Annotated in this window: 21 protein-coding genes; 14 read left to right on the forward strand and 7 right to left on the reverse strand. The window is 29.5% G+C overall.

Going from position 1 to position 22199, the window contains the following annotated elements; all coding sequences use genetic code 11:
• From Q4A58_RS05690 to Q4A58_RS05740, 11 genes are all read left to right on the forward strand, one after another.
• On the forward strand, positions 1-1289 hold a 1289-nt coding region (locus Q4A58_RS05690; protein ID WP_303117355.1), incomplete at its 5' end, for a YadA-like family protein.
• A gap of 110 nt (positions 1290-1399) precedes the next feature.
• Positions 1400-1894, forward strand: a complete 495-nt coding sequence (locus tag Q4A58_RS05695; protein WP_303117356.1) for a hypothetical protein — start codon at positions 1400-1402, stop codon at positions 1892-1894.
• 157 nt (positions 1895-2051) lie between these two features.
• The gene (locus tag Q4A58_RS05700; protein ID WP_303117357.1) at positions 2052-3275 is read left to right on the forward strand and encodes a replication-associated recombination protein A; all 1224 of its coding nucleotides are present in this window, start codon (positions 2052-2054) and stop codon (positions 3273-3275) included.
• 58 nt (positions 3276-3333) lie between these two features.
• Positions 3334-4575, forward strand: a complete 1242-nt coding sequence (hisS, locus tag Q4A58_RS05705; RefSeq protein ID WP_303117359.1) for a histidine--tRNA ligase — start codon at positions 3334-3336, stop codon at positions 4573-4575.
• A gap of 28 nt (positions 4576-4603) precedes the next feature.
• Complete coding sequence (gene aspS, locus Q4A58_RS05710; protein WP_303117361.1) at positions 4604-6382, forward strand: aspartate--tRNA ligase; 1779 nt, start codon at positions 4604-4606, stop codon at positions 6380-6382.
• A 61-nt stretch (positions 6383-6443) separates the two neighbouring features.
• Positions 6444-6911: a pyridoxamine 5'-phosphate oxidase family protein gene (locus Q4A58_RS05715; protein WP_303117363.1), complete on the forward strand. Its 468-nt coding sequence runs from the start codon at positions 6444-6446 to the stop codon at positions 6909-6911.
• Between the two features lie 52 nt (positions 6912-6963).
• A complete protein-coding gene (locus tag Q4A58_RS05720; protein ID WP_303117366.1) occupies positions 6964-7860 on the forward strand; it encodes a DNA adenine methylase in 897 nt (298 codons plus the stop codon).
• A 5-nt stretch (positions 7861-7865) separates the two neighbouring features.
• Positions 7866-8774, forward strand: a complete 909-nt coding sequence (locus Q4A58_RS05725) for a type II restriction endonuclease (RefSeq protein ID WP_303117368.1) — start codon at positions 7866-7868, stop codon at positions 8772-8774.
• A 119-nt stretch (positions 8775-8893) separates the two neighbouring features.
• Entirely contained in the window at positions 8894-9640 is a 747-nt protein-coding gene (locus tag Q4A58_RS05730) for a TRM11 family methyltransferase (RefSeq protein WP_303117395.1), read from the forward strand.
• A gap of 129 nt (positions 9641-9769) precedes the next feature.
• Positions 9770-11326, forward strand: a complete 1557-nt coding sequence (locus Q4A58_RS05735) for an FAD-dependent oxidoreductase (RefSeq protein WP_303117370.1) — start codon at positions 9770-9772, stop codon at positions 11324-11326.
• Positions 11327-11340: 14 nt separating this feature from the next.
• Positions 11341-11712 carry a VOC family protein gene (locus Q4A58_RS05740; RefSeq protein WP_303117371.1) on the forward strand — a complete coding sequence of 124 codons (372 nt, stop codon included), beginning with the start codon at positions 11341-11343 and terminating at the stop codon, positions 11710-11712.
• Positions 11713-11919: 207 nt separating this feature from the next.
• Here Q4A58_RS05740 and Q4A58_RS05745 read toward each other — a convergent pair whose 3' ends face one another.
• The 3 genes from Q4A58_RS05745 to Q4A58_RS05755 are packed head-to-tail and all read right to left on the reverse strand — an operon-like array spanning position 11920 to position 13909.
• The gene (locus tag Q4A58_RS05745) at positions 11920-12390 is read right to left on the reverse strand and encodes a threonine/serine exporter family protein (RefSeq protein WP_303117374.1); all 471 of its coding nucleotides are present in this window, start codon (positions 12388-12390) and stop codon (positions 11920-11922) included.
• Positions 12391-12404: 14 nt separating this feature from the next.
• The gene (locus Q4A58_RS05750) at positions 12405-13157 is read right to left on the reverse strand and encodes a threonine/serine exporter family protein (RefSeq protein ID WP_303117376.1); all 753 of its coding nucleotides are present in this window, start codon (positions 13155-13157) and stop codon (positions 12405-12407) included.
• A 20-nt stretch (positions 13158-13177) separates the two neighbouring features.
• Entirely contained in the window at positions 13178-13909 is a 732-nt protein-coding gene (locus Q4A58_RS05755) for a tRNA1(Val) (adenine(37)-N6)-methyltransferase (protein WP_303117378.1), read from the reverse strand.
• A gap of 210 nt (positions 13910-14119) precedes the next feature.
• Between Q4A58_RS05755 and Q4A58_RS05760 the strand changes: the two genes are divergently transcribed.
• From Q4A58_RS05760 to Q4A58_RS05770, 3 genes are read left to right on the forward strand one after another with little or no spacing between them, the layout of a single operon-like run.
• Positions 14120-15265 carry an acyl-CoA dehydrogenase gene (locus Q4A58_RS05760; protein ID WP_303117380.1) on the forward strand — a complete coding sequence of 382 codons (1146 nt, stop codon included), beginning with the start codon at positions 14120-14122 and terminating at the stop codon, positions 15263-15265.
• Positions 15266-15285: 20 nt separating this feature from the next.
• A complete protein-coding gene (locus Q4A58_RS05765) occupies positions 15286-16074 on the forward strand; it encodes an electron transfer flavoprotein subunit beta/FixA family protein (RefSeq protein ID WP_303117383.1) in 789 nt (262 codons plus the stop codon).
• A 23-nt stretch (positions 16075-16097) separates the two neighbouring features.
• On the forward strand, positions 16098-17294 hold the full coding sequence (locus Q4A58_RS05770; RefSeq protein WP_303117385.1) for an electron transfer flavoprotein subunit alpha/FixB family protein: 1197 nt from the start codon (positions 16098-16100) through the stop codon (positions 17292-17294).
• Between the two features lie 136 nt (positions 17295-17430).
• Here the strand turns inward: Q4A58_RS05770 and Q4A58_RS05775 are convergent, their stop codons facing one another.
• Genes Q4A58_RS05775 through Q4A58_RS05790 form a run of 4 tightly spaced genes read right to left on the reverse strand, consistent with a single transcriptional unit; the run spans position 17431 to position 22100 of the window.
• Positions 17431-19083 carry a sensor histidine kinase gene (locus Q4A58_RS05775; protein ID WP_303117387.1) on the reverse strand — a complete coding sequence of 551 codons (1653 nt, stop codon included), beginning with the start codon at positions 19081-19083 and terminating at the stop codon, positions 17431-17433.
• Positions 19070-19855 (reverse strand): response regulator, encoded by a 786-nt coding sequence (locus tag Q4A58_RS05780; protein ID WP_303117389.1) that lies wholly within the window; start codon positions 19853-19855, stop codon positions 19070-19072. Before Q4A58_RS05780 ends, Q4A58_RS05775 begins: the two co-directional genes overlap by 14 nt.
• A gap of 20 nt (positions 19856-19875) precedes the next feature.
• Positions 19876-21417 (reverse strand): bifunctional peptide-methionine (S)-S-oxide reductase MsrA/peptide-methionine (R)-S-oxide reductase MsrB, encoded by a 1542-nt coding sequence (msrAB, locus tag Q4A58_RS05785; protein WP_303117391.1) that lies wholly within the window; start codon positions 21415-21417, stop codon positions 19876-19878.
• A gap of 29 nt (positions 21418-21446) precedes the next feature.
• A complete protein-coding gene (locus Q4A58_RS05790) occupies positions 21447-22100 on the reverse strand; it encodes a cytochrome c biogenesis CcdA family protein (RefSeq protein WP_303117393.1) in 654 nt (217 codons plus the stop codon).
• Between the last annotated feature and the right edge of the window lie 99 nt (positions 22101-22199).

Here is a 22199-nt window from a genome sequence, read left to right on the forward strand (position 1 = left end):
TAGAAGGAGATAATTCTTGGGCTATAGGTTCATATAATAAAATAGCAGCAGGCTCTAATAATAACCATATATTAGGAAATAAGGTAAGTATAGGAGCTGCCGGCAGCCCGATAACAGATGTAGTAGTATTGGGAAATGATTCAACAGTTGAAGAAAGCCAAGTGGTATCAGTGGGCTCTAATGCTAAGAGAAGAAAAATAGTTCATTTAGCAGCAGGAACAAATGATACAGACGCAGTCAATAAAAAACAGATGGAAGACGCAATAGCAGCAGCCTCACTTGGTGGAGGCGGAGTTGTTGATGCTTATACTAAGGCACAGACAGATGCTAAGCTAAATGTAAAAGCTGCAAAAGATGGAAGTAATCTATCGGCAACGGATATAGCGGCTTGGAAGGCTAAGCTTGCAGTTGCAACGGTTAATTCAGTAGCAAACACAGCCTCAGGCACAAACAGTACAGGTCTTGGTCATGGCAATGTGGTAACAGGGAATGAATCAACAGCAGTCGGATATAAAAACCAAGTAAGCGGAAATAATTCAGGAGCTTTTGGAGATCCAAATATAGTAACAGGTAATCGTTCTTATGCCTTCGGTAATGACAATACAATAGCAGGTGATGATAACTTTGTAATGGGTTCTAATGTAAATATTGCAGCAGGAATAACAAATTCAGTAGCGCTAGGGAATAATTCAGCAGTAACAGCTTCTAATGAGGTATCAGTAGGTTCTGCAACTTTAAAAAGAAAGATAACTAATGTTGCAGACGGAGAATTATCAGCTACATCAACAGACGCGGTAACGGGAAAACAGCTTTATAATGTAATGCAAAATTCAGGAACTGTTGGAATACAAAATTTAAGAAAAGAAGTAAGAGAGGCAAAAGATGAAATGAGAGGAATAGGCTCACTTTCAGCAGCACTATCTGCTCTACATCCTATGCAATATGATCCGCAAGCGCCAAATCAAATAATGGCAGGAGTGGGTACATATAGAAATAAGCATGCCATAGCAGTAGGACTGACACATTACTTTAAGGAAAATGTAATGATGACGGCAGGAGTAGCTCTTAGCAATGAGAGAAAGACAAATGCAATGGCAAATGTAGGTTTAACTTGGAAGCTAGGTAAGGGTGGAAGTTCATCAGCAACTAACACACCTAGTTATATAATGCAGGAAGAACTTGCGAGATTGACAAGGGAAAATAAAGTTCAAGCAAAAGAAAATCAAGAATTGAAAGAAAGAGTAAAAAATTTAGAGGACAAACTTGAAAAAATTTTGAATAAAAAGTAGTTTTGATATGGGAGAAATTTTCTCCCATATTTTTAAGAATTAATATAAGGTGGGAATGATATTCACATAATCCTATAAAAATAAAATTAAAAATTATTAGGAGGGATACTATGAATATCAGAGCAATAATTTTAGAGATTTTAAAAAACAGAATAGGAGAGTATGCAAGCGCAAAAAAACTTCAAGAAAATTTAGGTTTAAGTTTAACTTTTATTTATATGCTTGTAAAAAATGAAAATATAAAATCAAGATTTAAGTATGGAAGAAAGGAATATGAACTTTCTTCTTTTTTTAAGTGTTTAAATTTCAGCACTAATATGTACCCAATATCAAATCCTCTTACACAAGAGGATTTTTATATTAACAATTTCTTTAACTGGTCGCCTAAAAATGAGATAGAAACATTTTTAGAAAATATGCTTTTGGATAACTTAGGTGAGTTTTGCTCCACAAAGGATTTAGTTCAAATGTTCGGCATAAGCAAGACAAGCTGGTATGACTTAATGGAGAGAGGAGCTATAATGTGCTTAAATATAGAGAGCAGAAAAATTATTGTAACTCGTTCACTACTTCCATTCCTAAGAGAATCTATGCAAGATTTTTAGAAAATTTTTAATTTTAACTTAAAGGGGCTATTGCAAAACCTGTAAATTTTTAAAATGCAACAGCCCTATTTTTAAATACATAAAAAGAAACAGTATAAAAAATTTACAATATATGATAAAATAAAAAATTATAAAGAATGGTATCAGAGGAAAAACTATGAATTTATTTAAGGAAAATTATGAGGATAAAAAGCCATTGGCATATAGACTTAGACCACAAAATTTAGATGATTTTGTAGGGCAGGAAAAATTACTTGGTAAAGATGGAATAATAACTAAGTTAATAGAAAATTCAACTTTGACAAATTCGATTTTTTTTGGTCCTCCGGGTTGTGGTAAAAGCAGTTTAGGAGAAATAATTTCAAATACTTTGGATTGTAATTTTGAAAAATTAAATGCAACTGTTGCTTCAGTTTCTGATATTAGAGAGGTCGCAGAAAGAGCCAGAAAAAATATAGAATACTACAATAAGAAAACAATTCTATTTTTGGATGAAATTCATAGATTCAATAAAAATCAACAAGATGCCCTACTATCATATTGTGAAGACGGTACATTGATATTAATAGGAGCAACGACGGAAAATCCATACTATAATTTAAATAATGCACTTTTATCAAGAGTTATGATTTTTGAATTTAAAGCTTTAAATAGGCAGGATATAGAAAGCCTTATAGAGAAAGCATTAAAATATTTAAAAATTGATATGGAAAATGAGATAAAAAATATAATTATGGATATTTCACAGGGAGATTCAAGAATAGCACTGAATTATGTTGAACTCTATTCAAATATTCATTCACAGATTTCAAAAGAAGAAGTTTTAAATTTATTTAAAGAAAGAAATGTATCCTTTCATAAAAAGCAGGATAAATATGATATGATTTCAGCACTTATAAAATCAGTGAGAGGAAGTGATCCTGATTCAGCTATTTACTGGTTGGCAAGATTATTAGATGGTGGTGAAGACCCAAGATACATAGCCAGAAGACTTTTTATTGAGGCGAGTGAAGATATAGGAATGGCAAATTCAGAAGCTATTCTCATTGCAAATGCAGCAATGAATGCAAGCGAAAGAATAGGAATGCCGGAAATTAGAATAATTTTAGCTCATGCAGTTATTTATTTGGCTATATCCACTAAGAGTAATTCAGCTTATCTAGCTATAGATAGTGCACTTTCAGATATAAAGAAAGGAAATTTGCAAGCTGTTCCCTTTAATATAAAACATGATAATGTAGACTATAAATACCCACATAATTACAGTGAAAATTTTATTAAACAAAAATATATGAATGAAAAGAAAAAATATTATATTCCTGGAAATAATAAAAACGAAAAGCTAATTTTAGAGAAATTAAATAAATTATGGAGTGATTAAAAGTATAAGGTACCTATATTATTTGAAATAATTGAAATAGAAAGTAGGAGGTAGAAATATGGAACTGATAAAAGCTGTAAGAGGAACAAAAGATATAATAGGAGAAGATGCGAAAAAATATATTTACATTTCAAATGTAACACAGCAAATGTTTGAAAACTATGGTTATAATTTTACTAAGACGCCAATTTTTGAAGAAACAGACTTATTTAAAAGAGGTATAGGAGAGGCAACGGATGTAGTTGAAAAAGAAATGTACACTTTTAAAGATAGAGGGGAAAGATCTATAACTCTAAGACCTGAAAATACAGCTTCTATTGTCAGATGTTATTTAGAAAATGCTATTTATGCAAAGGAAGATGTCAGCAGATTTTATTACAATGGTTCGATGTTTAGATATGAAAGACCTCAAGCCGGTAGACAAAGAGAGTTTAATCAAATAGGGGTTGAAGTTTTAGGAGAGAAATCTCCCATACTTGATGCTGAAGTTATTGCAATGGGCTATAACTTACTTAAAAAATTGGGAATTACAGATTTAGAAGTAAAAATAAATTCAGTTGGTTCAAAAGAGTCAAGATCTCTTTACAGAGAAAAGTTAGTAAATCATTTTAAAGAATATTTGGATGATTTATGTGAGGATTGTAAGGACAGAATAAATAGAAATCCTTTAAGGTTGCTTGACTGCAAAGTTGATTCACATAAAGATTTTTATAAAGATGTGCCGAGTATAATAGATTCTTTATTTGAGGAAGAAAGAAAACACTATGAAGAAGTTAAAAAATATTTGGATATATTCGGAGTAAAATATACAGAAGATCCGAGTTTAGTAAGAGGTCTTGATTATTACTCAAGTACGGTTTTTGAGATTGTAACAAATAAGCTTGGCTCTCAAGGCACTGTTTTGGGCGGTGGAAGATATGATAATTTACTGAAAGAGTTAGGTAATAAAGATATACCGGCTGTCGGCTTTGCAGCAGGTGTAGAAAGAATAATGATGCTTTTAGAAGACTATCCTAAGAACAATCCGGATGTTTATGTAGCTTGGATAGGGGATAAAACAATAGAGAAAGCAATGAGAATAAGTGAAGATTTGAGAAAAAATAATTTTAAAACCTATGTAGATTATTCAAACAAAGCTATGAAAGCACATATGAAAAAGGCTGATAAACTTGGGGTTAAATATTGTTTAATACTTGGAGAGGATGAACTTAACAAAAATGTAGTTGTAATTAAAAATTTTGAAACTAGAGAGCAAAAAGAAGTAAAATTTGAAGATATTTTAAATGAACTGTCGAAATAATAAATATTTTAGTGGGAGTTGAGAAACTGTGATTTATAGAACACATAATCTAGGCGAATTAAGAATAGAGGATATTGGACAAATAGTAACATTATCAGGATGGGTTGATACTAAAAGAGATTTGGGGGGCTTAACCTTTGTTGATTTAAGAGATAGAGAAGGGAAAACTCAAATTATTTTTGATATTGATTTTACAACAAAAGATGTTGTAGAACTTGCTCAAAAATTAAAAAACGAAACTGTTATTAGAGTTGTGGGGGAAGTTAAGGAAAGAGCCAGCAAAAATCCTAATCTCCCAACAGGCGATATAGAAGTTTTTGCAAAAGAGATAGAAGTTTTAAATCCTTGTGATATTTTACCATTTCAAATAGGCGGAGTAGATGAAAACTTAAGCGAAAATATAAGGCTTACCTATAGATATTTAGATATAAGAAGACCTAAAATGATAAATAATTTAAAAATGCGTCATAGAATGATAATGTCAATTAGAAATTATATGGACAAGGCAGGCTTTTTAGATGTGGATACTCCGATTTTGACAAAATCTACTCCTGAAGGAGCTAGAGATTTCTTAGTTCCCAGTAGAATAAATGCTGGAACTTTCTATGCTTTACCTCAATCACCACAGTTATTTAAGCAGCTTTTAATGATAGGTGGAGTTGAAAAATATTTTCAAATAGCAAAATGTTTTAGAGATGAGGATTTAAGAGCGGACAGACAACCTGAATTTACTCAACTTGATATAGAAATGTCCTTTGTTGAGAAGGAAGATGTAATGAATGAAATAGAAGGGCTTGCAAAATATGTTTTTAAAAATGTGACAGGAGAAGAGGCTAATTATACTTTTGAGAGAATGCCTCATAAAGAAGCGATGGACAGATTCGGTTCTGATAAACCAGATATTAGATTTGGGCTTGAATTAAAAGAATTAACTGATATTTTAAAAAATACAGATTTTAAGGTTTTTAGCTCTACCATAGAAAATGGTGGAATAATAAAAGCTTTAGCAGCTCCTAATTGTGCTGAAAAATTTTCAAGAAAAGTAATAGCAGAATATGAAGACTATTTAAAAGTATATTTTGGAGCAAAGGGGCTAGCTTATATAAAACTTGGAAAAGATGAAATTTCATCACCTATAGCTAAATTTTTATCTGATGAAGAAATAAAAGCTATAATAGAAAAAACTGAAGCTAAAACAGGGGATATAATTTTTATAGTAGCTGATAAGAAAAAAATTGTTAATGCTGCACTTGGAGCATTGAGACTTAGATTAGGAAGAGATTTAAATTTAATTAACAAGGATGAGTTTAAATTTTTGTGGGTAGTTGATTTTCCTATGTTTGAATATGACGAAGAAGAACAAAGATACAAAGCTGAACATCACCCATTTACTTCAATAAAAAAGGAAGATTTGGAAAAATTTTTAGCAGGACAGACTGAAGATATAAGAACTAATACCTATGATTTAGTCTTAAATGGATCAGAAATAGGAGGAGGCTCTATAAGAATTTTTAATCCTGAAATTCAAGCTATGGTTTTTGAAAGGTTAGGTTTCAGTTTAGAAGAAGCAAAAGAAAGATTTGGATTTTTCTTAGAAGCATTTAAATACGGAGCGCCACCTCATGGAGGTCTAGCTTTTGGTATAGATAGATGGCTTATGGTTATGTTAAAAGAAGAATCTATAAGAGATGTAATACCTTTTCCTAAGACGAATAAAGGACAGTGTTTAATGACAGAAGCTCCAAATATTGTAGATGAAAAGCAGCTCCAAGAATTATTTATAGAGTCAACTTTTGAAAACAAATAAAAATATAAAGACGACTGGAAATAAAATTTCAGTCGATTTTTATAAGAGAAGGAGGAAGTTTATGTTTAGGGAGATAAGAAAAAAAGAAAGAGAAATAAGTTTAGAAGAGGCAAAGAAAATTATAGATGAAAATAATTATGGAGTGCTTTCAACAATAAATGTAGACAATGGCTATCCCTATGGTATACCTCTAAGTTATTCCTATGTAAATGACGAAATTTACTTTCATAGTGCTGTTGAAGGACTTAAAGTTGAAGCTTTTGGAAGAGACAGTAGAGTATGTTTTACAGTTATTGGTAGAACTGAAATTTTACCAGATAAATTTTCTACAAAGTATGAAAGTGCAATAATATATGGAAAAATTTTAGAATTGACAGAAAAAGAGAAGGAAGAAGCTCTTTTTGAGTTAATAAAAAAGTATTCTGCTGATTTTTTAGAGGAAGGAAAGAAATATATTGAGAGGTCGGGAGCTAGAACCAAGGTTTTTAAAATAAAAATTGAACATATAAGTGGAAAAGCAAGGCGATAAAATAAAAAAATTTAAAAATGATTTTTATTTCAGATGGGACAGGAGAAGAAATATGACAGTGAAGCCTTTCATAAAGTGGGCTGGAGGAAAGGGTCAGCTTTTAACAGAAATAAGAAAAAGATACCCTGTTGGATTAAAAAATAATATTAAAAAATATTGTGAACCATTTGTTGGAGGAGGGGCAGTATTATTTGATATTTTATCTAACTATTCAATAGAAGAAATTCTTATAAATGATGTTAATAATGAATTAATAAATACATATAGGCAAATAATAGAAAATTTAAAGGAGTTAGTTAACGAACTGAAAAAAATTGAAGAAAATTATATTATTTTAGAAAATGAAGAAAGAAAATTATATTATTATAAAAAAAGAGAAAGATTCAATTATTTAAAATTAAATGGCAATGAAAAAACAAATATTGAAAAAGCTGTTCTGTTTATTTTTTTAAATAAGACTTGTTTTAACGGATTGTTTCGTGTTAATAAAAAAGGAAATTTTAATGTACCAATGGGTTCTTACAAAAAACCTCTTATTTGTGATGAGGAAAATTTAATAAAGATCAGTAAACTACTTAAAAATGTAAAAATAAGGAATGGAAGTTATGAAGAATGTATTTCATTTATAGACGAAAAAACATTTGTATATATAGATCCACCTTATCGTCCACTTACAGCAACAGCAAGTTTTACATCGTATACAGAAAATAATTTTAATGATGAGGAGCAAATAAGATTAAAAAAATTTATAGACACCATAACATCTAAAAAAGGAAAGGTCTTATTAAGTAATTCCGACCCTAAAAATAGTAATGATGATGATAACTTTTTTGATGATTTATATAATAAATACAAAATCGAAAGAGTTTATGCAAAAAGGTTCATTAACTCAAAAGCAGGAAATAGAGGAGATATAACTGAGCTTTTAATATCTAATTATAAGGAGTGACAGCTATGAAGTATATTGAAAAGTATAAATCTATGGGTATATTTTCAGAGAATGCAGTTTATGATTATATTTTAAATAATTTAAAGGATACAATTAAGACTTATGATTTTTTTGTCGCTTGGACTAAAGTTTTAGGAAATGTATCTAAAATAGAAGTTCCTTTAAATATTTTAAATAGTCTTGTTGGAAAAGATAACATCAAGAAAAAGTTAAAAGACTTAATTAAAGATTATCCTGAGATTATTCCAATAATTCCATTTTTGATTGCAGTAAGAGGTACAAATATTAAAGTTGCTGATATTGGAGGGGATATAGAATATTCTTTTTTGAAGAAAAAATATTACACAGATGAAGAAATAGAAAAAATAATTTTCTTTGCTGAAAAAACTGGTCTTCTAGAGATAATATCAAATAAAAGTATTAAAAATTTAGTAGACTATTCAATAGGGGTTGAAGTTGGACTTGATACGAATGCCAGAAAAAATCGAAGTGGAACAGCTATGGAAAATTTAGCAGAAATTTATGTAAAAGCTATTTGTGAAAAGTATGATTTTAAATATTTAAAACAAGCAACAGCAGGTAAAATAAAAAAAGAACTTGGAAAAATGGTTTCAACAGATAAGGCAGACAGACATTTTGATTTTGCAATAGATACAGGAGAAAGGCTTTATTTAATGGAAGTAAACTATTATAGTGGAGGGGGTTCTAAATTAAAATCTGTAGCAGGAGAGTTTTACAATTTATTTGAATTAGTTAAAGATGAAAAGACAGGATTCATATGGCTGACAGATGGGGAAGGTTGGCTCACAGCTAGAAGACCACTTTTAGAAACTTTTAATGGAATAGATTATGTGATGAATATAAAAATGATTGAAGATGGTCTATTAGAAGAGATTCTAATGAAAGGATTATAAATATGCAAATAAGTACTTTATTAGAAAATACGGAATAATTGTCCCTAAAAAAACAAAGTGGTTTTTTGATAAAAAAATAGGAATTATAAAAATATACATAGGGGAATAGTATTGATATGATAAATAAAAAGATAGTTAAATGGGGTCCTGAAAATTTTGAACTTGAAATGAATACAGTTTGGAGTTTCCCAGAAAGAGGGAAATGGGCGACTCATGATGCAAAATGGAGAGGCAACTGGTCTCCTTATATTCCACGAAATTTATTACTTAGATATTCCAGAGAAAAAGACTTAGTCTTAGATCAATTTGTTGGTGGAGGCACAACCTTAGTCGAAGCGAAATTACTTAATAGAAACATAATTGGCATAGATATAAATGACATTGCATTAGAAAGATGTAAAGAAAAAGTAAATTTTGAATATGATAATTCAGGAAAAGTATATATAAAAAAAGGAGATGCTAGAAATCTCTTCTTTATTAAAAATGAAAGTATAGATTTTATTTGTACTCATCCACCTTATGCAAATATAATTAAATATAGTGAAAGTATAGAAGGAGACTTATCACATTGTAAAATTTTTGAATTTTTAGAAGAAATGAAGAAAGTCGCTTCAGAAAGTTATAGAGTTTTAAAAAGAGATAAATTTTGTGCTATTTTAATGGGAGATACCAGAATAAAGGGACATGTTCAACCATTAAGTTTTCAAACTATGAAAATATTTGAATCAGTAGGTTTTAAATTAAAAGAAATCATAATTAAAGAACAACATAATTGTAAAGCAACTGGTTTTTGGAAAACAAATAGTATTAAGTATAATTTTTTACTATTGGCGCATGAATATTTATTTATTTTTAGGAAAGAATAAAATTCTGAAGAGTTACAATTTATATAAAATTATAAGATAGGTTCATAAAGTGATAAAATCACAAAAATTTTCAAAAATATAACCTATAATAAATTTAATTAGTTTATTATGCAAGAGGAGAAAAATAAAATGAAAAAATATGATGTTATAGTTATAGGAACAGGAGCAGGTAATATAGTTACAGATGCTGCACTTGATTCTGGTTTAAAAGTTGCACAGATAGAAAAAGGGAAATTTGGAGGAACCTGTCTAACAAGAGGCTGTATTCCAACAAAGGTTATGGTAACAGTTGCAGATTTTATAAGAGAGAATGAAAAAGTTAAGGAAATAGGAATAGAAACTGAAGCTGTAAAAATTGACTGGAAAAAGCTTAGTGAAAGAGTATGGACTAAGATAGATGAAAGTATGGATATACTTGAAGAATATAAAAGGGAAGAAAACTTAGATGTTTATGAAGGAACTGGCTTTTTTGTGAGAGATAAGGTTCTTCAAGTTAAATATAATAACGGTGAATTAAGTGAAGAGTTTACAGCAGATAAAATTATTTTAGCAGCTGGGGCAAGGAGTAGAAGAATAGACAATGTAGAGGGAGCTCTTGAAACAGGATATGTAACAACAGAAGATTTTTTTGGAGAAAAATTTCCTAAAAAACCTTATAAGAGTTTAATTATTATTGGAGGAGGGGCAATAGGAACTGAATTTGCTCATTTCTTTTCCAGTTTAGGTACTAAAGTTACTCTAGTTCAATCAAGAGATAGATTAATTCCAAGAGCGGATAGAGCTATATCTGAGCAACTTGGAAGAATGCTTTCAAAATATGGAGTTGATTTAAAATTTAATTCTGAATTGAAAGAGTTGAGAATGGGTAATAATGAAAAAATATTAACTGTAAAAAATAAAATTTCCGGAGAGATTTTAGAAGTTCATGGAGAAGAGATTCTAGTAGCAGCAGGAGTAATACCTAATACAGATTTACTGAAAATAGAGAATAGTAATATTTTAATAGATAAAGCAGGTTGGATAAGAACAAATGAATTTTTAGAAACAAGTGTGGATGGAGTTTATGCCATAGGGGATATAAATGGACATGGGCAATTGAGACATAAGGCAAATTATGAAGCAGATATTCTTGTTAATAATTTATTTCCATCAGCTTTACCAGAAGGTCAAATAGAGGATGGAGAGAAAGCAGAAAGAAGGTTTGCAAGATTTGATACTATTCCAGCAGTAATTTATACTTATCCACAGGTTGCACAGATTGGTTATACAGAGGAAGCTGCTAGAGAATTGGCAGAAGAAAAAAATTGGGATATAAGAGTTGGTTATAATTATTATTCAAGTACAGCCAAGGGATATGCTTTAGGACATAATGATGGTGAAGAAGATGATGGCTTTGTGAAAGTTATTATAGATGTAAGATCTAAAAAGATTTTAGGCGCACATATAATTGGTAAAGAAGCAAGTTTACTTATACAACCTTATGCTACAATGCTTACAACTGGAAATATAGAGCATGTTATTTTTGAATCTGAAATAGGTTCAGAAGAAACAATTAAAATGAGGGCAGAAAAATCTAGTAGGTATCTGGACCCGCAAAAAATAACAAGTGTTACTGAAAGTATAACAGCTCATCCAGCTTTAACAGAGGTAGCTATGTGGACACAATACTTTGTACCTATGAAATAAAAGGGAGGAAGGATATGAAATTTCATTTTATTCATGAGAATTTTAATGTTTTAGATTTAGATAAAAGTATAAAATTTTACGAAGAAGCTTTAGGTTTAAAAATTGCAAGAAAAAAATTTGCTGAAGATGGAAGTTATAAAATAGTATACTTGGAAGATGGCATAACTGACTTTCAATTAGAACTTACTTGGCTAGCAGATAGGGATAAAAAATATGATTTAGGGGATGAAGAATTTCATTTGGCATTTAGAGTTGATGACTATGATGCTGCTTTTAAAAAACATACTGAAATGGGATGTGTAGTATATGTAAATGAAAAAATGGGTATATATTTTATAACAGATCCTGATGGGTATTGGTTGGAAATAGTTCCAGTTAGGAAATAATAAAAAATGGAGGGACTGTTGCAAATTAGATTTTAAAAAGTTTTGTTTGTCAGCTTAAATATGAAATTTCAATATTTTTGAGAAGCATAGCTTCAATAAAAATAATGGAAATTAATATTAGGTATGAGTTCAAAACATCTATAAATCTTTAAATTGCAATAATCCCTCTATTTTTATATATACAGTAATTTAGAATTTATATATTTTTTATTTAAATGCACGTTTGCTATATTTTCTTAAAATGGTAAGATATTTAAAAAATTTATTAAATATTTGGAAAAAAGTTGACACTAAAAAAATTCCCACACTTAACGCAACAGTTATAGAAAGAGTTTCCATACCCTTTGCACGAGCTGCTAAAAATTCATTACTTACTATATAATACATGGTATAGTAAATTCCACCCCCAGGAACTAAAGGTATAAGACCAGGAATTAGAGAAGTAGTTACAGGAGTTTTAAATTTTTTTGCAAGAATCTCAGAATAAATTGTAATAACTATAGCTGCAATAAAAAATGAGGCAGTTTTGGAATATTTAGCATTTTGTGCAAACAGTAGTGCAAACCAACCCAGTGCACCACAAAAGCTGGTAAGAATAATTTTTTTTCCTCTTAAATTAAAGATTATAGAAAAGAAAAAAGTGGCAAAAAAAGCATAGATAATTTCGATATAATTCATATATCTGTCTCCTTTTAATAAACAAGTGCTAAACCAAAACCAGTTCCAATAGCAAGAGCTCCACCGATTAAAAAAGCCTCTACCAATCTGGAATTTCCAGCAATAAAATCTCCATTAATTAAATCCCTTATAGCATTAGTAAGTGCAAGACCAGGCACTAAAAGCATTAGTATTGCAATTGTTGAATAAGAAGCGTTTTCAATTATATTAAATTTTCTAACAAGAGCTGCAAAAATAGTAACTATAAAGCCTCCTAAGGTATTTATAAAAAAATTATTAACTTTAATTTTATTGGCAAATTTCATCATATAGAAAATAAAAGCTCCTCCAAAGCCAGCGACTATAGCATCTAAAATATTTCCTTTAAATAGAAGAGCGAAGAAAGCAGCGGCAAAAAAATATGATATTAAAGTAATGTAGTTCCTATAAATTGATTCGGAATGTATTTTTTTTATTTCAGCTTCCAAGCTTTCAAGGTCATATTTATTGATATTTAAAACAATTGTATGAATTTTGTGAATTTTATTTAAGTTATTAGAAAGGCTATAGATTCTGTTGAGTTCGGTTATAATTTCTCCATTCCTTTTTTTGGCGGAAGTTAAGACACAGGTTGTTGTAACAAACGATTCAGCTTTTAATCCAAATCTTTTACAAACTTCAGAGATAGATTGTTCAACTCTATAAGTTTCTGCTCCACTCATCAATAAAACCTTTCCTAAGAAATTAGCTGTACTAATAATTCTCATAACTTTTTTTTCATGATTCATAATTTATCACTCCATAAAATTTATTTAAACATATCTAGGACTTCATCACTGTACTCACCATTATCTTTATTTATAATAAGCGGTGGTAGAATATTTAATCCAGTTCTACCATTTTTTATTGCCTCAATAAGTATAATTTTTGCATTTTTTTTAGAAGTTGTATAGCAAAATTTTATATTTTTTGCTTCCAGTTTATATTTTCTAAGAATATTTAAAATATCCGAAAGCCTATCAGCTCTATGTACTAAATAAAAATAGCCTCTATCTTTTAATAAGTCATAGGCAATTTTTATAAGTTCTTCCAAAGTAATTTTTATTTCATGTCTTGCAATAGTTAATTGATTTAAATCATTTAAAAGAGCTTTGTTTCCATTGAATTTAAAAAAAGGAGGATTGGAAACAACTATATCAAAGCTTCCATGCTTAAAATAATGTAAATAATTCTTCATATCATCATTTATGATATATATTTGTTGATTCAAATTATTAATGTTAATATTTTTTATAGCTAAATCATAAGAAACTTTTTGAATTTCAATTCCATATATACTTGCAGATGTTTTTTTAGACAAAAAAAGTGGAATTGCAGCATTACCAGTTCCCAAATCTAAAATATTTTTAGTATTTTTAGTTATATTTAAAAATTCAGAAATTAGTAAAGAATCTATTGAAAAATTAAAATAGTCAGCCCTTTGTATGATTTTTAAATTTTTATTTAGTAACGGTATAATACTTTCAAGTTTTTCTTCCATATTTTATACACTCCCTCAATTTAGATATTATAGCATATTGAATTAGAAAAATAAATAAATGTAAGGAATTAAAAAAAGTTCGCAAAGAGGACAAGATGTATAAAAATTTAAAAAAACAGAAAAAAATAATATGAAGGTATTGACATAGTTGTGGTAGAATGGTAAAATGGAGTAAAAGTTTTATTTAACAAATCCATAAGGAGGAAAATGATGGAATTTAATGTACCTAAAACACATGAACTTTTTAGACAAATGATTAGAGAATTTGTTGAGAAAGAAGTAAAACCTATCGCTGCGGAGGTAGATGAAGAAGAAAGATTTCCTGTTGAAACTGTAGAAAAAATGGCTAAAATAGGAATAATGGGTATCCCTATACCAAAACAATATGGTGGAGCTGGGGGAGATTACTTAATGTATGCTATGGCTGTTGAAGAATTATCAAAAGCTTGTGGAACAACTGGAGTTATAGTTTCTGCACATACATCTCTAGGAGCTTGGCCAATTTTAAAATTTGGTTCGGAAAAACAAAAACAAAAATACTTACCAAAAATGGCTAGCGGAGAATGGATAGGAGCTTTTGGTTTAACAGAACCAAATGCTGGAACAGATGCTGCTGGGCAACAAACAATGGCAGTTCAAGACCCTGAAACAGGTGAATGGATTTTAAACGGTTCTAAAATATTCATAACAAATGCAGGTTATGCTCATGTTTATGTAATATTTGCTATGACTGATAAATCTAAAGGTTTAAAGGGTATATCAGCTTTTATAGTTGAAGCAAATACACCTGGTTTTTCAATTGGTAAAAAAGAGAAAAAACTAGGAATAAAAGGTTCTGCAACTTGTGAATTAATATTTGAAAATTGTAGAATCCCTAAAGAAAATCTTTTAGGAGAAAAAGGAAAAGGATTTAAAGTTGCTATGATGACTCTTGATGGAGGAAGAATAGGAATCGCTTCTCAAGCATTAGGAATAGCTCAAGGAGCACTAGATGAAACAATTAATTATGTGAAAGAAAGAAAACAATTTGGAAGAAGTTTAGCACAATTCCAAAATACTCAATTCCAAATTGCTAATTTAGATGTTAAGGTAGAAGCTTCAAGACTTCTTGTTTATAAGGCAGCATTCAGAGAAACTAATGGATTACCATACTCATTAGATGCAGCAAGAGCAAAATTATTTGCAGCAGAAACTGCTATGGAAGTAACAACTAAAGCGGTTCAATTATTTGGTGGATATGGTTATACAAGAGAATATCCAGTTGAAAGAATGATGAGAGATGCGAAAATAACTGAAATTTATGAAGGAACTTCAGAAGTTCAAAGAATGGTAATCGCAGCTAACATAATAAAATAATAATGAGGTGGAGGAATAAAATGAGAATAGTAGTTTGTATAAAACAAGTTCCAGATACAACTGAAGTAAAAATAGATCCAGTAAAAGGAACAATTATAAGAGATGGTGTTCCTAGTATAATGAACCCAGATGACAAGGGTGGATTAGAGGAAGCATTAAAACTTAAAGATTTATATGGAGCAGAAGTTATAGTTATAACTATGGGACCACCTCAAGCAGAAGCTATCTTAAGAGAAGCGTATGCAATGGGTGCCGATAGAGCCATACTTGTAACAGATAGAAAATTTGGAGGAGCGGATACTTTAGCAACTTCTAATACACTTGCTGCTGCTATAAGAAAAATAGGAGATATAGATTTAATCATTGCTGGAAGACAAGCAATAGATGGAGATACTGCACAAGTAGGACCTCAAATAGCAGAACATTTGGATTTACCTCAAGTATCTTATGTAAAGGAAATGGAATATAATGAAGAAACTAAATCTTTCAAGATTAAAAGAGCAACAGAAGAAGGATATTTCTTATTAGAACTTCCTACTCCTGGTTTAGTTACAGTTCTTGCTGAAGCAAATAAACCAAGATATATGAGCGTTGGTGCTATTGTTGATGTATTTGAAAGACCATTTGAAACTTGGACATCTGCTGATATAGATGTTGACCCTGCAAAAATAGGTTTAGCTGGTTCACCTACAAAAGTAAATAAATCATTTACTAAAGGTGTAAAAGAACCTGGAGTATTACATGAGGTTGATGCTAAAGAAGCAGCTAACATCATATTAGAAAAATTAAAAGAAAAATTTATAATCTAATCTAAGACAAAGGAGAAAATAATATGAATTTAAATGATTATAAAGGAATCCTAGTGTATGCAGAACAAAGAGAAGGTGTACTACAAAATGTAGGATTAGAATTATTAGGAAAAGCAACAGAATTAGCATATGATATAAATAAACAATTAGCATTAAAATTAGGAGAAGACTATATAGCTAGTGCTAATGCAAATGAAAATGAACATGATTATTTAGATAATTTTGAGAAAAAAGGAAGCAGTAGTTCAGCTTCTGCAACATTTAAAAATGATGAAGCTTTGGCAGCTAAGATAGCTGAAGTTGTAGCAACTCATCCAGATGCAGCAAAGGTAACTGCTGTATTAATAGGGCATGATGTAAAAGGGCTTGCTCAAGATTTAGTAGAATATGGAGCTGATAAAGTTATAATTGTAGATAGACCTGAATTAAAATTATTTGATACAGAAGCTTATACACAAGTTTTAAATGCAGTTATAACTGATGAAAAACCTGAAATTGCTTTATTTGGTGCGACAACTTTGGGAAGAGATTTAGCACCAAGAGTATCTTCTAGATTAAACACAGGATTAACAGCTGACTGTACAAAATTAGAATTATTAAAGGATAAAGAAAGACAACTTGGAATGACAAGACCTGCTTTTGGTGGAAACTTAATGGCTACAATAGTATCACCAGATCACAGACCACAAATGGCAACTGTTAGACCGGGAGTTATGAAAAAAATTGCTAGACTTGAAGGAAAAAATGGAGAAATAGTAGATTTCCAAGTAAATTTAGATACTTCTAAGTTAAAAGTAAAAGTTTTAGATGTAGTAAAAGAAGGTGGAAATAAAGTAGATATTTCTGAAGCTAAGATATTAGTATCTGGTGGAAGAGGTGTAGGAGCAAAAGCTAATTTTGAATTGCTAGAAGATTTAGCTAATGAATTAGGAGGAATTGTTTCTGCTTCAAGAGCACAAGTAGATGCTGGAAATATGTCGCATGATAGACAAGTAGGACAAACTGGTAAAACAGTTAGACCAGAAGTTTATTTTGCATTAGGAATTTCTGGAGCTATACAACACGTTGCAGGTATGGAAGAATCTGAATTTATAATAGCGATAAATAAGGATAGATTTGCACCTATATTCTCAGTTGCGGATTTAGGAATAGTTGGAGATTTACATAAAATCCTTCCTATCTTAACTGAAGAAATAAAAAAATACAAGGCAACTAAGTAATAAAAATATAATTTTAAGTGTTGAGAACTTAATTATAAGTGCTCAACACTTTTTTTTATGTAGAAGCTCTTGAGGGTCTATGGCAGCAAAAGCTTATATTATATATGGTATAAGGCTATTTGTTTGATAAAGTATATTAAATATGAGGAAGGCTTATTATTATTCTAGCTCCTGAACTAAAGCTTGTATCAATATTTACTCCATATTCTTTCCCGTAATAATATTGAATCCTTTTGTCCACATTTTTAATTCCAATTCCACCCATTTTTAAATTGGAATTTTTAGAAAAATTAAAGCCAACTCCATTGTCTTCAACAATTATTTCTATAATTTTTTCACTGATTTTTGAATAAATTCTTATATGACCTGTACTATCTAAATTTTTAATTCCATGGTAAATAGCATTTTCGACAATGGGTTGTAAAATAATTTTTGGAACCTCCAAATTTTCAATGGAGCTATCTATAGAAATACTATATTCCAATTTGTCTTCGTATCTTTGTTTTTGTATATAAAGATATTCTTTTATATGATTTATTTCTTCTTTTAAAAGGATTTTTTCTTTACCATTACTCAATGAAATTCTAAAAAAATTAGAGAGAGCCTTGGTAATGGAAATAACTTTTTCAGTGTCATGAAATTCTGCCATCCAGATAATAGTATCTAAAGTGTTATATAAGAAATGTGGATTGATTTGACTATGAAGAGCATTTATTTCATATTCACGCAGATATTTAATCTTGTCTATCATTTCATTAAAATGATTCTGTAAACTTAGAATTTCAATACTTAAATCACCTTCAAGCTTTATTTTTGATAGTTTACTGGCAAAGTTATTCATATGATTTTCCAGTTCTTTTATTGGTTTAGTAATTCGTCTTAGTATACTGATGCTTATAAATATAGTGATAATAAATGAAAGAAGAGAACTTATTAAAATTAATTCTAAGAAATATCTTTTTAAATTTAGTATTTCCTTCATATAAGCACTTTCAATTATGGTCCAATGAGTATTTTTGATGGGATATTTTACAGTGATTGTATTTTCTTTTTTATTATAACCATCTTCTATCAATCTAAGCTTTTTTAAATATTCCTCTTGAGAGTAGGTATAGGGAATTTCTCTATAGTAAACTATTCTATTGCTATCATCTAAGATGACGACTTCACTGTTTACATCAAATTCTTGATTTAAAAAATATTCATGAAGAGCTTGATATTTTATATCAATTAGAAGGACTCCTAAATTTTCCCCATTTGAGTCTGTAATTTCTCTACTGACAGAGATAACCCAGTCATCCATTCCATTATGTGAAAAATTCTGTTTTCTAAGAGGATTTAAAACAGGCATGGGATTCATTAGAGAATCCACATACCAATCTTCCTTCATCATATTGCTAGAAATTTTCATATTTAAATTCTTTTCATTTGAAAGAACTGCTCCATCTTTTCTTATAAGAATTATAGATTTTAAATATGGATCTGTGGCAAGTGTATTGTCTAGCATATTTAAAATTCTATTTGTTTCAGTTTCATCTTTGTTTTTTAAATAGTTAATAACTGCATTGTCTTGTGAGATAATTTGGCTTAAACTTGTGAGCTTACTTATATATAGCTCAATGTAATTACCGCTCTTTTCAATAGTTTCAGTCTTTGCTTTAATTTCTTTTTCCAGAAGAAGAGAGCTTGAACTAAAATAAAATAAGCTAGCCAATAGTAAAACTAAAACTAAGTTGGTAACAAGGAAATAAAATCCTATTTTTATATTTAAGGGCTTATTTATCTTCATTTTTTAACACACTTTCTCTATATTGCTTAGGAGTAATATTATAGTATTTTTTAAATTTAGTTATGAAATAGTTTACATCTTCAAAGCCAACTTTTTCAGATATTTCATAATTTTTTAATTCTGTTGTTAAAAGTAATAATTTAGCCTTCTCCATTCTTTTTTGTAAAAGATAGTCTTGAAAAGGAAGTCCAAAATTTTTCTTAAATATAACACTTAAATAACTGGAGCTTAAGTTTAGGTGTTCTGAGAGAACAGATAAAGTGAATTGACTATCATCATAATTATTTTCAATATAATCTTGTATTAAAAATTTATAATTGTTTTTTGAGGTATCTTTGAGGTCATCTGTTATTTTAAAGTTTTTTATAATTTTTTTTATTTCTTCATCTTTTTTTTCCTGCTCCAGATAAGTTACCAACTTAGTTATAATTTCAGAGACATCACTTTTTGAAATTGGCTTCAAAATATAATCTTCTACACCAATTTTTATAGCACTTTGTGCATAGTCAAAGTAATTATAACCTGTTATAATAGCTATCTTTGTTTTTGGTATGAGTTCTTTAATTTTCTTTGCAACTGATAATCCGTCTATTTTAGGCATATTAATATCCATGAGAACGATTTCTGGTTGAAATTCTTTAAATATATTTAAAGCTTCTTCTCCTGTTGTTGCCTCATAGATTTCTGCAACTTTTAAGGAAGAGAAATCTATAAGTTGTCTTATTCCTCGTCTAACTAAAGGTTCATCATCTGCAATCATAAGTCTATACATAGCTATTTTCTCCTTGATTTTTATTTTATAAGTGGGATTAGGTATCCATAACCTCTACTTTCCATTTCTCCATAAGGAATAAACTCTATGGCAGCACTATTTATACAGTATCTTTTTCCCCCTCTATTTTTAGGACCATCATCAAAAACATGACCTAAATGAGCATTCCCACTTCTGCTTTTTACCTCTGTTCTTAGCATATTAAAGCTAGTATCTTTATGATAAGTAACAACTTCAGGTACAATAGGTTTTACAAAGCTAGGCCAACCACATTGCGAGTCATATTTATCACTTGATGAGAACAGAGGTTCTCCAGTTGTTATATCAACATAAAGACCTTTTTCAAAAAAATTCCAATAATCATTTTGAAATGCTCTTTCTGTATGGGCGTTTTGTGTTACTTCATATTGTAGTGAATTAAGTTTAGCCTTCAAGTCTTTTTCACTTAATTTTGGATATTTCTTTTCGTTTACTATTATATCATCTGCTTTTGATAAATCAATATGACAGTAGCCATTAGGATTTTTCTTTAAATAGTCTTGATGGTACTCTTCTGCTAAGTAGAATTGACTTAGTGGAAGAACTTCAACTACAATTTTTTGTTTATATTTTTTTTGTTGTTCTTTGATTTCTTCTTCTATAATATCTTTGTCTTCTTTATTGGAGTAATAAACACCAGTTCTATATTGAGTACCTCTGTCATTCCCTTGTTTATTTAAACTTGTAGGGTCAATAATTTTAAAATAATATTTTAATAGAGTGCTGAGATCAATTTTATCCTTATCATATTTGACAAGAACAGTTTCAGCATGTCCTGAATTTTTATATATCAAATCTTCATACTTGGGATTTTTAGTTTTACCATTTGCATAACCAGAACTTGCTTCAACAACACCATATATTTTTTCCATATACGCCTCTACTCCCCAAAAGCATCCTCCAGCTAAATGAATTTCAGCAATATTATTTGAAGACTTTTGCATAGCTTTCTTATCTTTCATATTCATATTGTGCATAGTAGAATTTTTCATATCTTTTTCTATTTTCATATCGCTGTCATTCATCATTTTATTTTCCATTTTAGAAGAGAATAAACCTTCAATTTTTTCTTTTTCTAAATGTCCAGGTATAATTTTTTTAACTTTAGCGTCTTTTCCTAAAATAATAGAAGTTGGATAAACACGGATATTTAAAGCTTTACTAAGCTCAACCTTTTCATCTAAAAGAACTTTTATATTTTTATAGCCCAAGGCTTTATACCAATTTTTAAAGGCTTCTGTTTTCTTTTCACCTTTTAAACCAGGCGTGACAACAGTTATAACTTCAAAATTTTTATTTTCTCCACTTAATTTATCTATATCATCTAAGCCAGAAAGACATATAGGACACCAAGAAGCCCAAAATTTTACATATATTTCTTTATTTTGTTTTCCAAAATCATATTCAATACCATTTATATCTTTTAGAATAATTTTGGAAAGATCTTGTTCTTTGGCATAACTAGCCCCAGCTCCTAAAATAAAAAGCATGACAGTTAAAAATAATTTTTTTAGTATTTTCATATACTAAACCCTCCTTTAATGTTTATATATTATAAAAATATACTTAGTTTGTCTGTAATAAGTAAAATCCCCATAACTATGATAAGAAGACCTCCTATTTTTTTAATAGTACCTAAATGTTTATTTATAGATGACATCTTTTTTAAGATATACTTTGAAGAAAAAGTTAATATGACAAATGGACTTGCAAGCCCTAGGACGTAAATTAACATCATAAAAGCTCCATAATATGGATTTCCTCCTCCACTTGAAATAAATAAAATAGATGCAAGTATAGGACCAACGCAAGGAGTCCAGCCCAAACTAAAAGTAAAACCTAATAGAAATGCTCCCCAAATACTATTATCTTCCTTTCCTTTGATATCTAAGACCTTTGTTCTCTCTAAAATAGGAATTTTAATAAGTTCCATTTGAATAATTCCAAATATAATAACTATTATTCCACTACTAATTCTAAATATAGAACTTGTTAAAAATGAACCCAAGCTCCCTGCTCCAAAACCAAGTAAGACGAAACTTGTGGAAAGCCCTGTGACGAAAAGTAATGTCTTTATAATAGATTTCTTTCCGCTTGTACTTAGCATTCCTATATAAACTGGAAGTAAAGGAAATATACAGGGTGAAAAAAAGGAAAATAAACCAGCAAAATAAACAGCTCCAATAAATAATTCTGTACTTAACATTTTTCTCTCCTAACTTTATTAATTTTTTATATAGATATTTTATTTTATTCTTTTAAAAAATATAATAGAATTTTTTTTAAAAAAACTTAAATTTAATTA

Origin of the sequence: Fusobacterium sp. (assembly GCF_030528405.1) — a bacterium.
GTDB lineage: Bacteria > Fusobacteriota > Fusobacteriia > Fusobacteriales > Fusobacteriaceae > Fusobacterium.

What these genes read in the sequence shown, in the direction of transcription:
- Q4A58_RS05695 (WP_303117356.1), top strand. Translation starts at nt 1,400, where the DNA reads ATGAATATCAGAGCAATAATTTTAGAGATTTTAAAAAACAGAATAGGA.
- Q4A58_RS05700 (WP_303117357.1), top strand. Translation starts at nt 2,052, where the DNA reads ATGAATTTATTTAAGGAAAATTATGAGGATAAAAAGCCATTGGCATAT.
- hisS (WP_303117359.1), top strand. Translation starts at nt 3,334, where the DNA reads ATGGAACTGATAAAAGCTGTAAGAGGAACAAAAGATATAATAGGAGAA.
- Q4A58_RS05715 (WP_303117363.1), top strand. Translation starts at nt 6,444, where the DNA reads ATGTTTAGGGAGATAAGAAAAAAAGAAAGAGAAATAAGTTTAGAAGAG.
- Q4A58_RS05720 (WP_303117366.1), top strand. Translation starts at nt 6,964, where the DNA reads ATGACAGTGAAGCCTTTCATAAAGTGGGCTGGAGGAAAGGGTCAGCTT.
- Q4A58_RS05725 (WP_303117368.1), top strand. Translation starts at nt 7,866, where the DNA reads ATGAAGTATATTGAAAAGTATAAATCTATGGGTATATTTTCAGAGAAT.
- Q4A58_RS05735 (WP_303117370.1), top strand. Translation starts at nt 9,770, where the DNA reads ATGAAAAAATATGATGTTATAGTTATAGGAACAGGAGCAGGTAATATA.
- Q4A58_RS05740 (WP_303117371.1), top strand. Translation starts at nt 11,341, where the DNA reads ATGAAATTTCATTTTATTCATGAGAATTTTAATGTTTTAGATTTAGAT.
- Q4A58_RS05745 (WP_303117374.1), bottom strand. Translation starts at nt 12,390, where the DNA reads ATGAATTATATCGAAATTATCTATGCTTTTTTTGCCACTTTTTTCTTT.
- Q4A58_RS05750 (WP_303117376.1), bottom strand. Translation starts at nt 13,157, where the DNA reads ATGAATCATGAAAAAAAAGTTATGAGAATTATTAGTACAGCTAATTTC.
- Q4A58_RS05755 (WP_303117378.1), bottom strand. Translation starts at nt 13,909, where the DNA reads ATGGAAGAAAAACTTGAAAGTATTATACCGTTACTAAATAAAAATTTA.
- Q4A58_RS05760 (WP_303117380.1), top strand. Translation starts at nt 14,120, where the DNA reads ATGGAATTTAATGTACCTAAAACACATGAACTTTTTAGACAAATGATT.
- Q4A58_RS05765 (WP_303117383.1), top strand. Translation starts at nt 15,286, where the DNA reads ATGAGAATAGTAGTTTGTATAAAACAAGTTCCAGATACAACTGAAGTA.
- Q4A58_RS05770 (WP_303117385.1), top strand. Translation starts at nt 16,098, where the DNA reads ATGAATTTAAATGATTATAAAGGAATCCTAGTGTATGCAGAACAAAGA.
- Q4A58_RS05775 (WP_303117387.1), bottom strand. Translation starts at nt 19,083, where the DNA reads ATGAAGATAAATAAGCCCTTAAATATAAAAATAGGATTTTATTTCCTT.
- Q4A58_RS05780 (WP_303117389.1), bottom strand. Translation starts at nt 19,855, where the DNA reads ATGTATAGACTTATGATTGCAGATGATGAACCTTTAGTTAGACGAGGA.
- msrAB (WP_303117391.1), bottom strand. Translation starts at nt 21,417, where the DNA reads ATGAAAATACTAAAAAAATTATTTTTAACTGTCATGCTTTTTATTTTA.
- Q4A58_RS05790 (WP_303117393.1), bottom strand. Translation starts at nt 22,100, where the DNA reads ATGTTAAGTACAGAATTATTTATTGGAGCTGTTTATTTTGCTGGTTTA.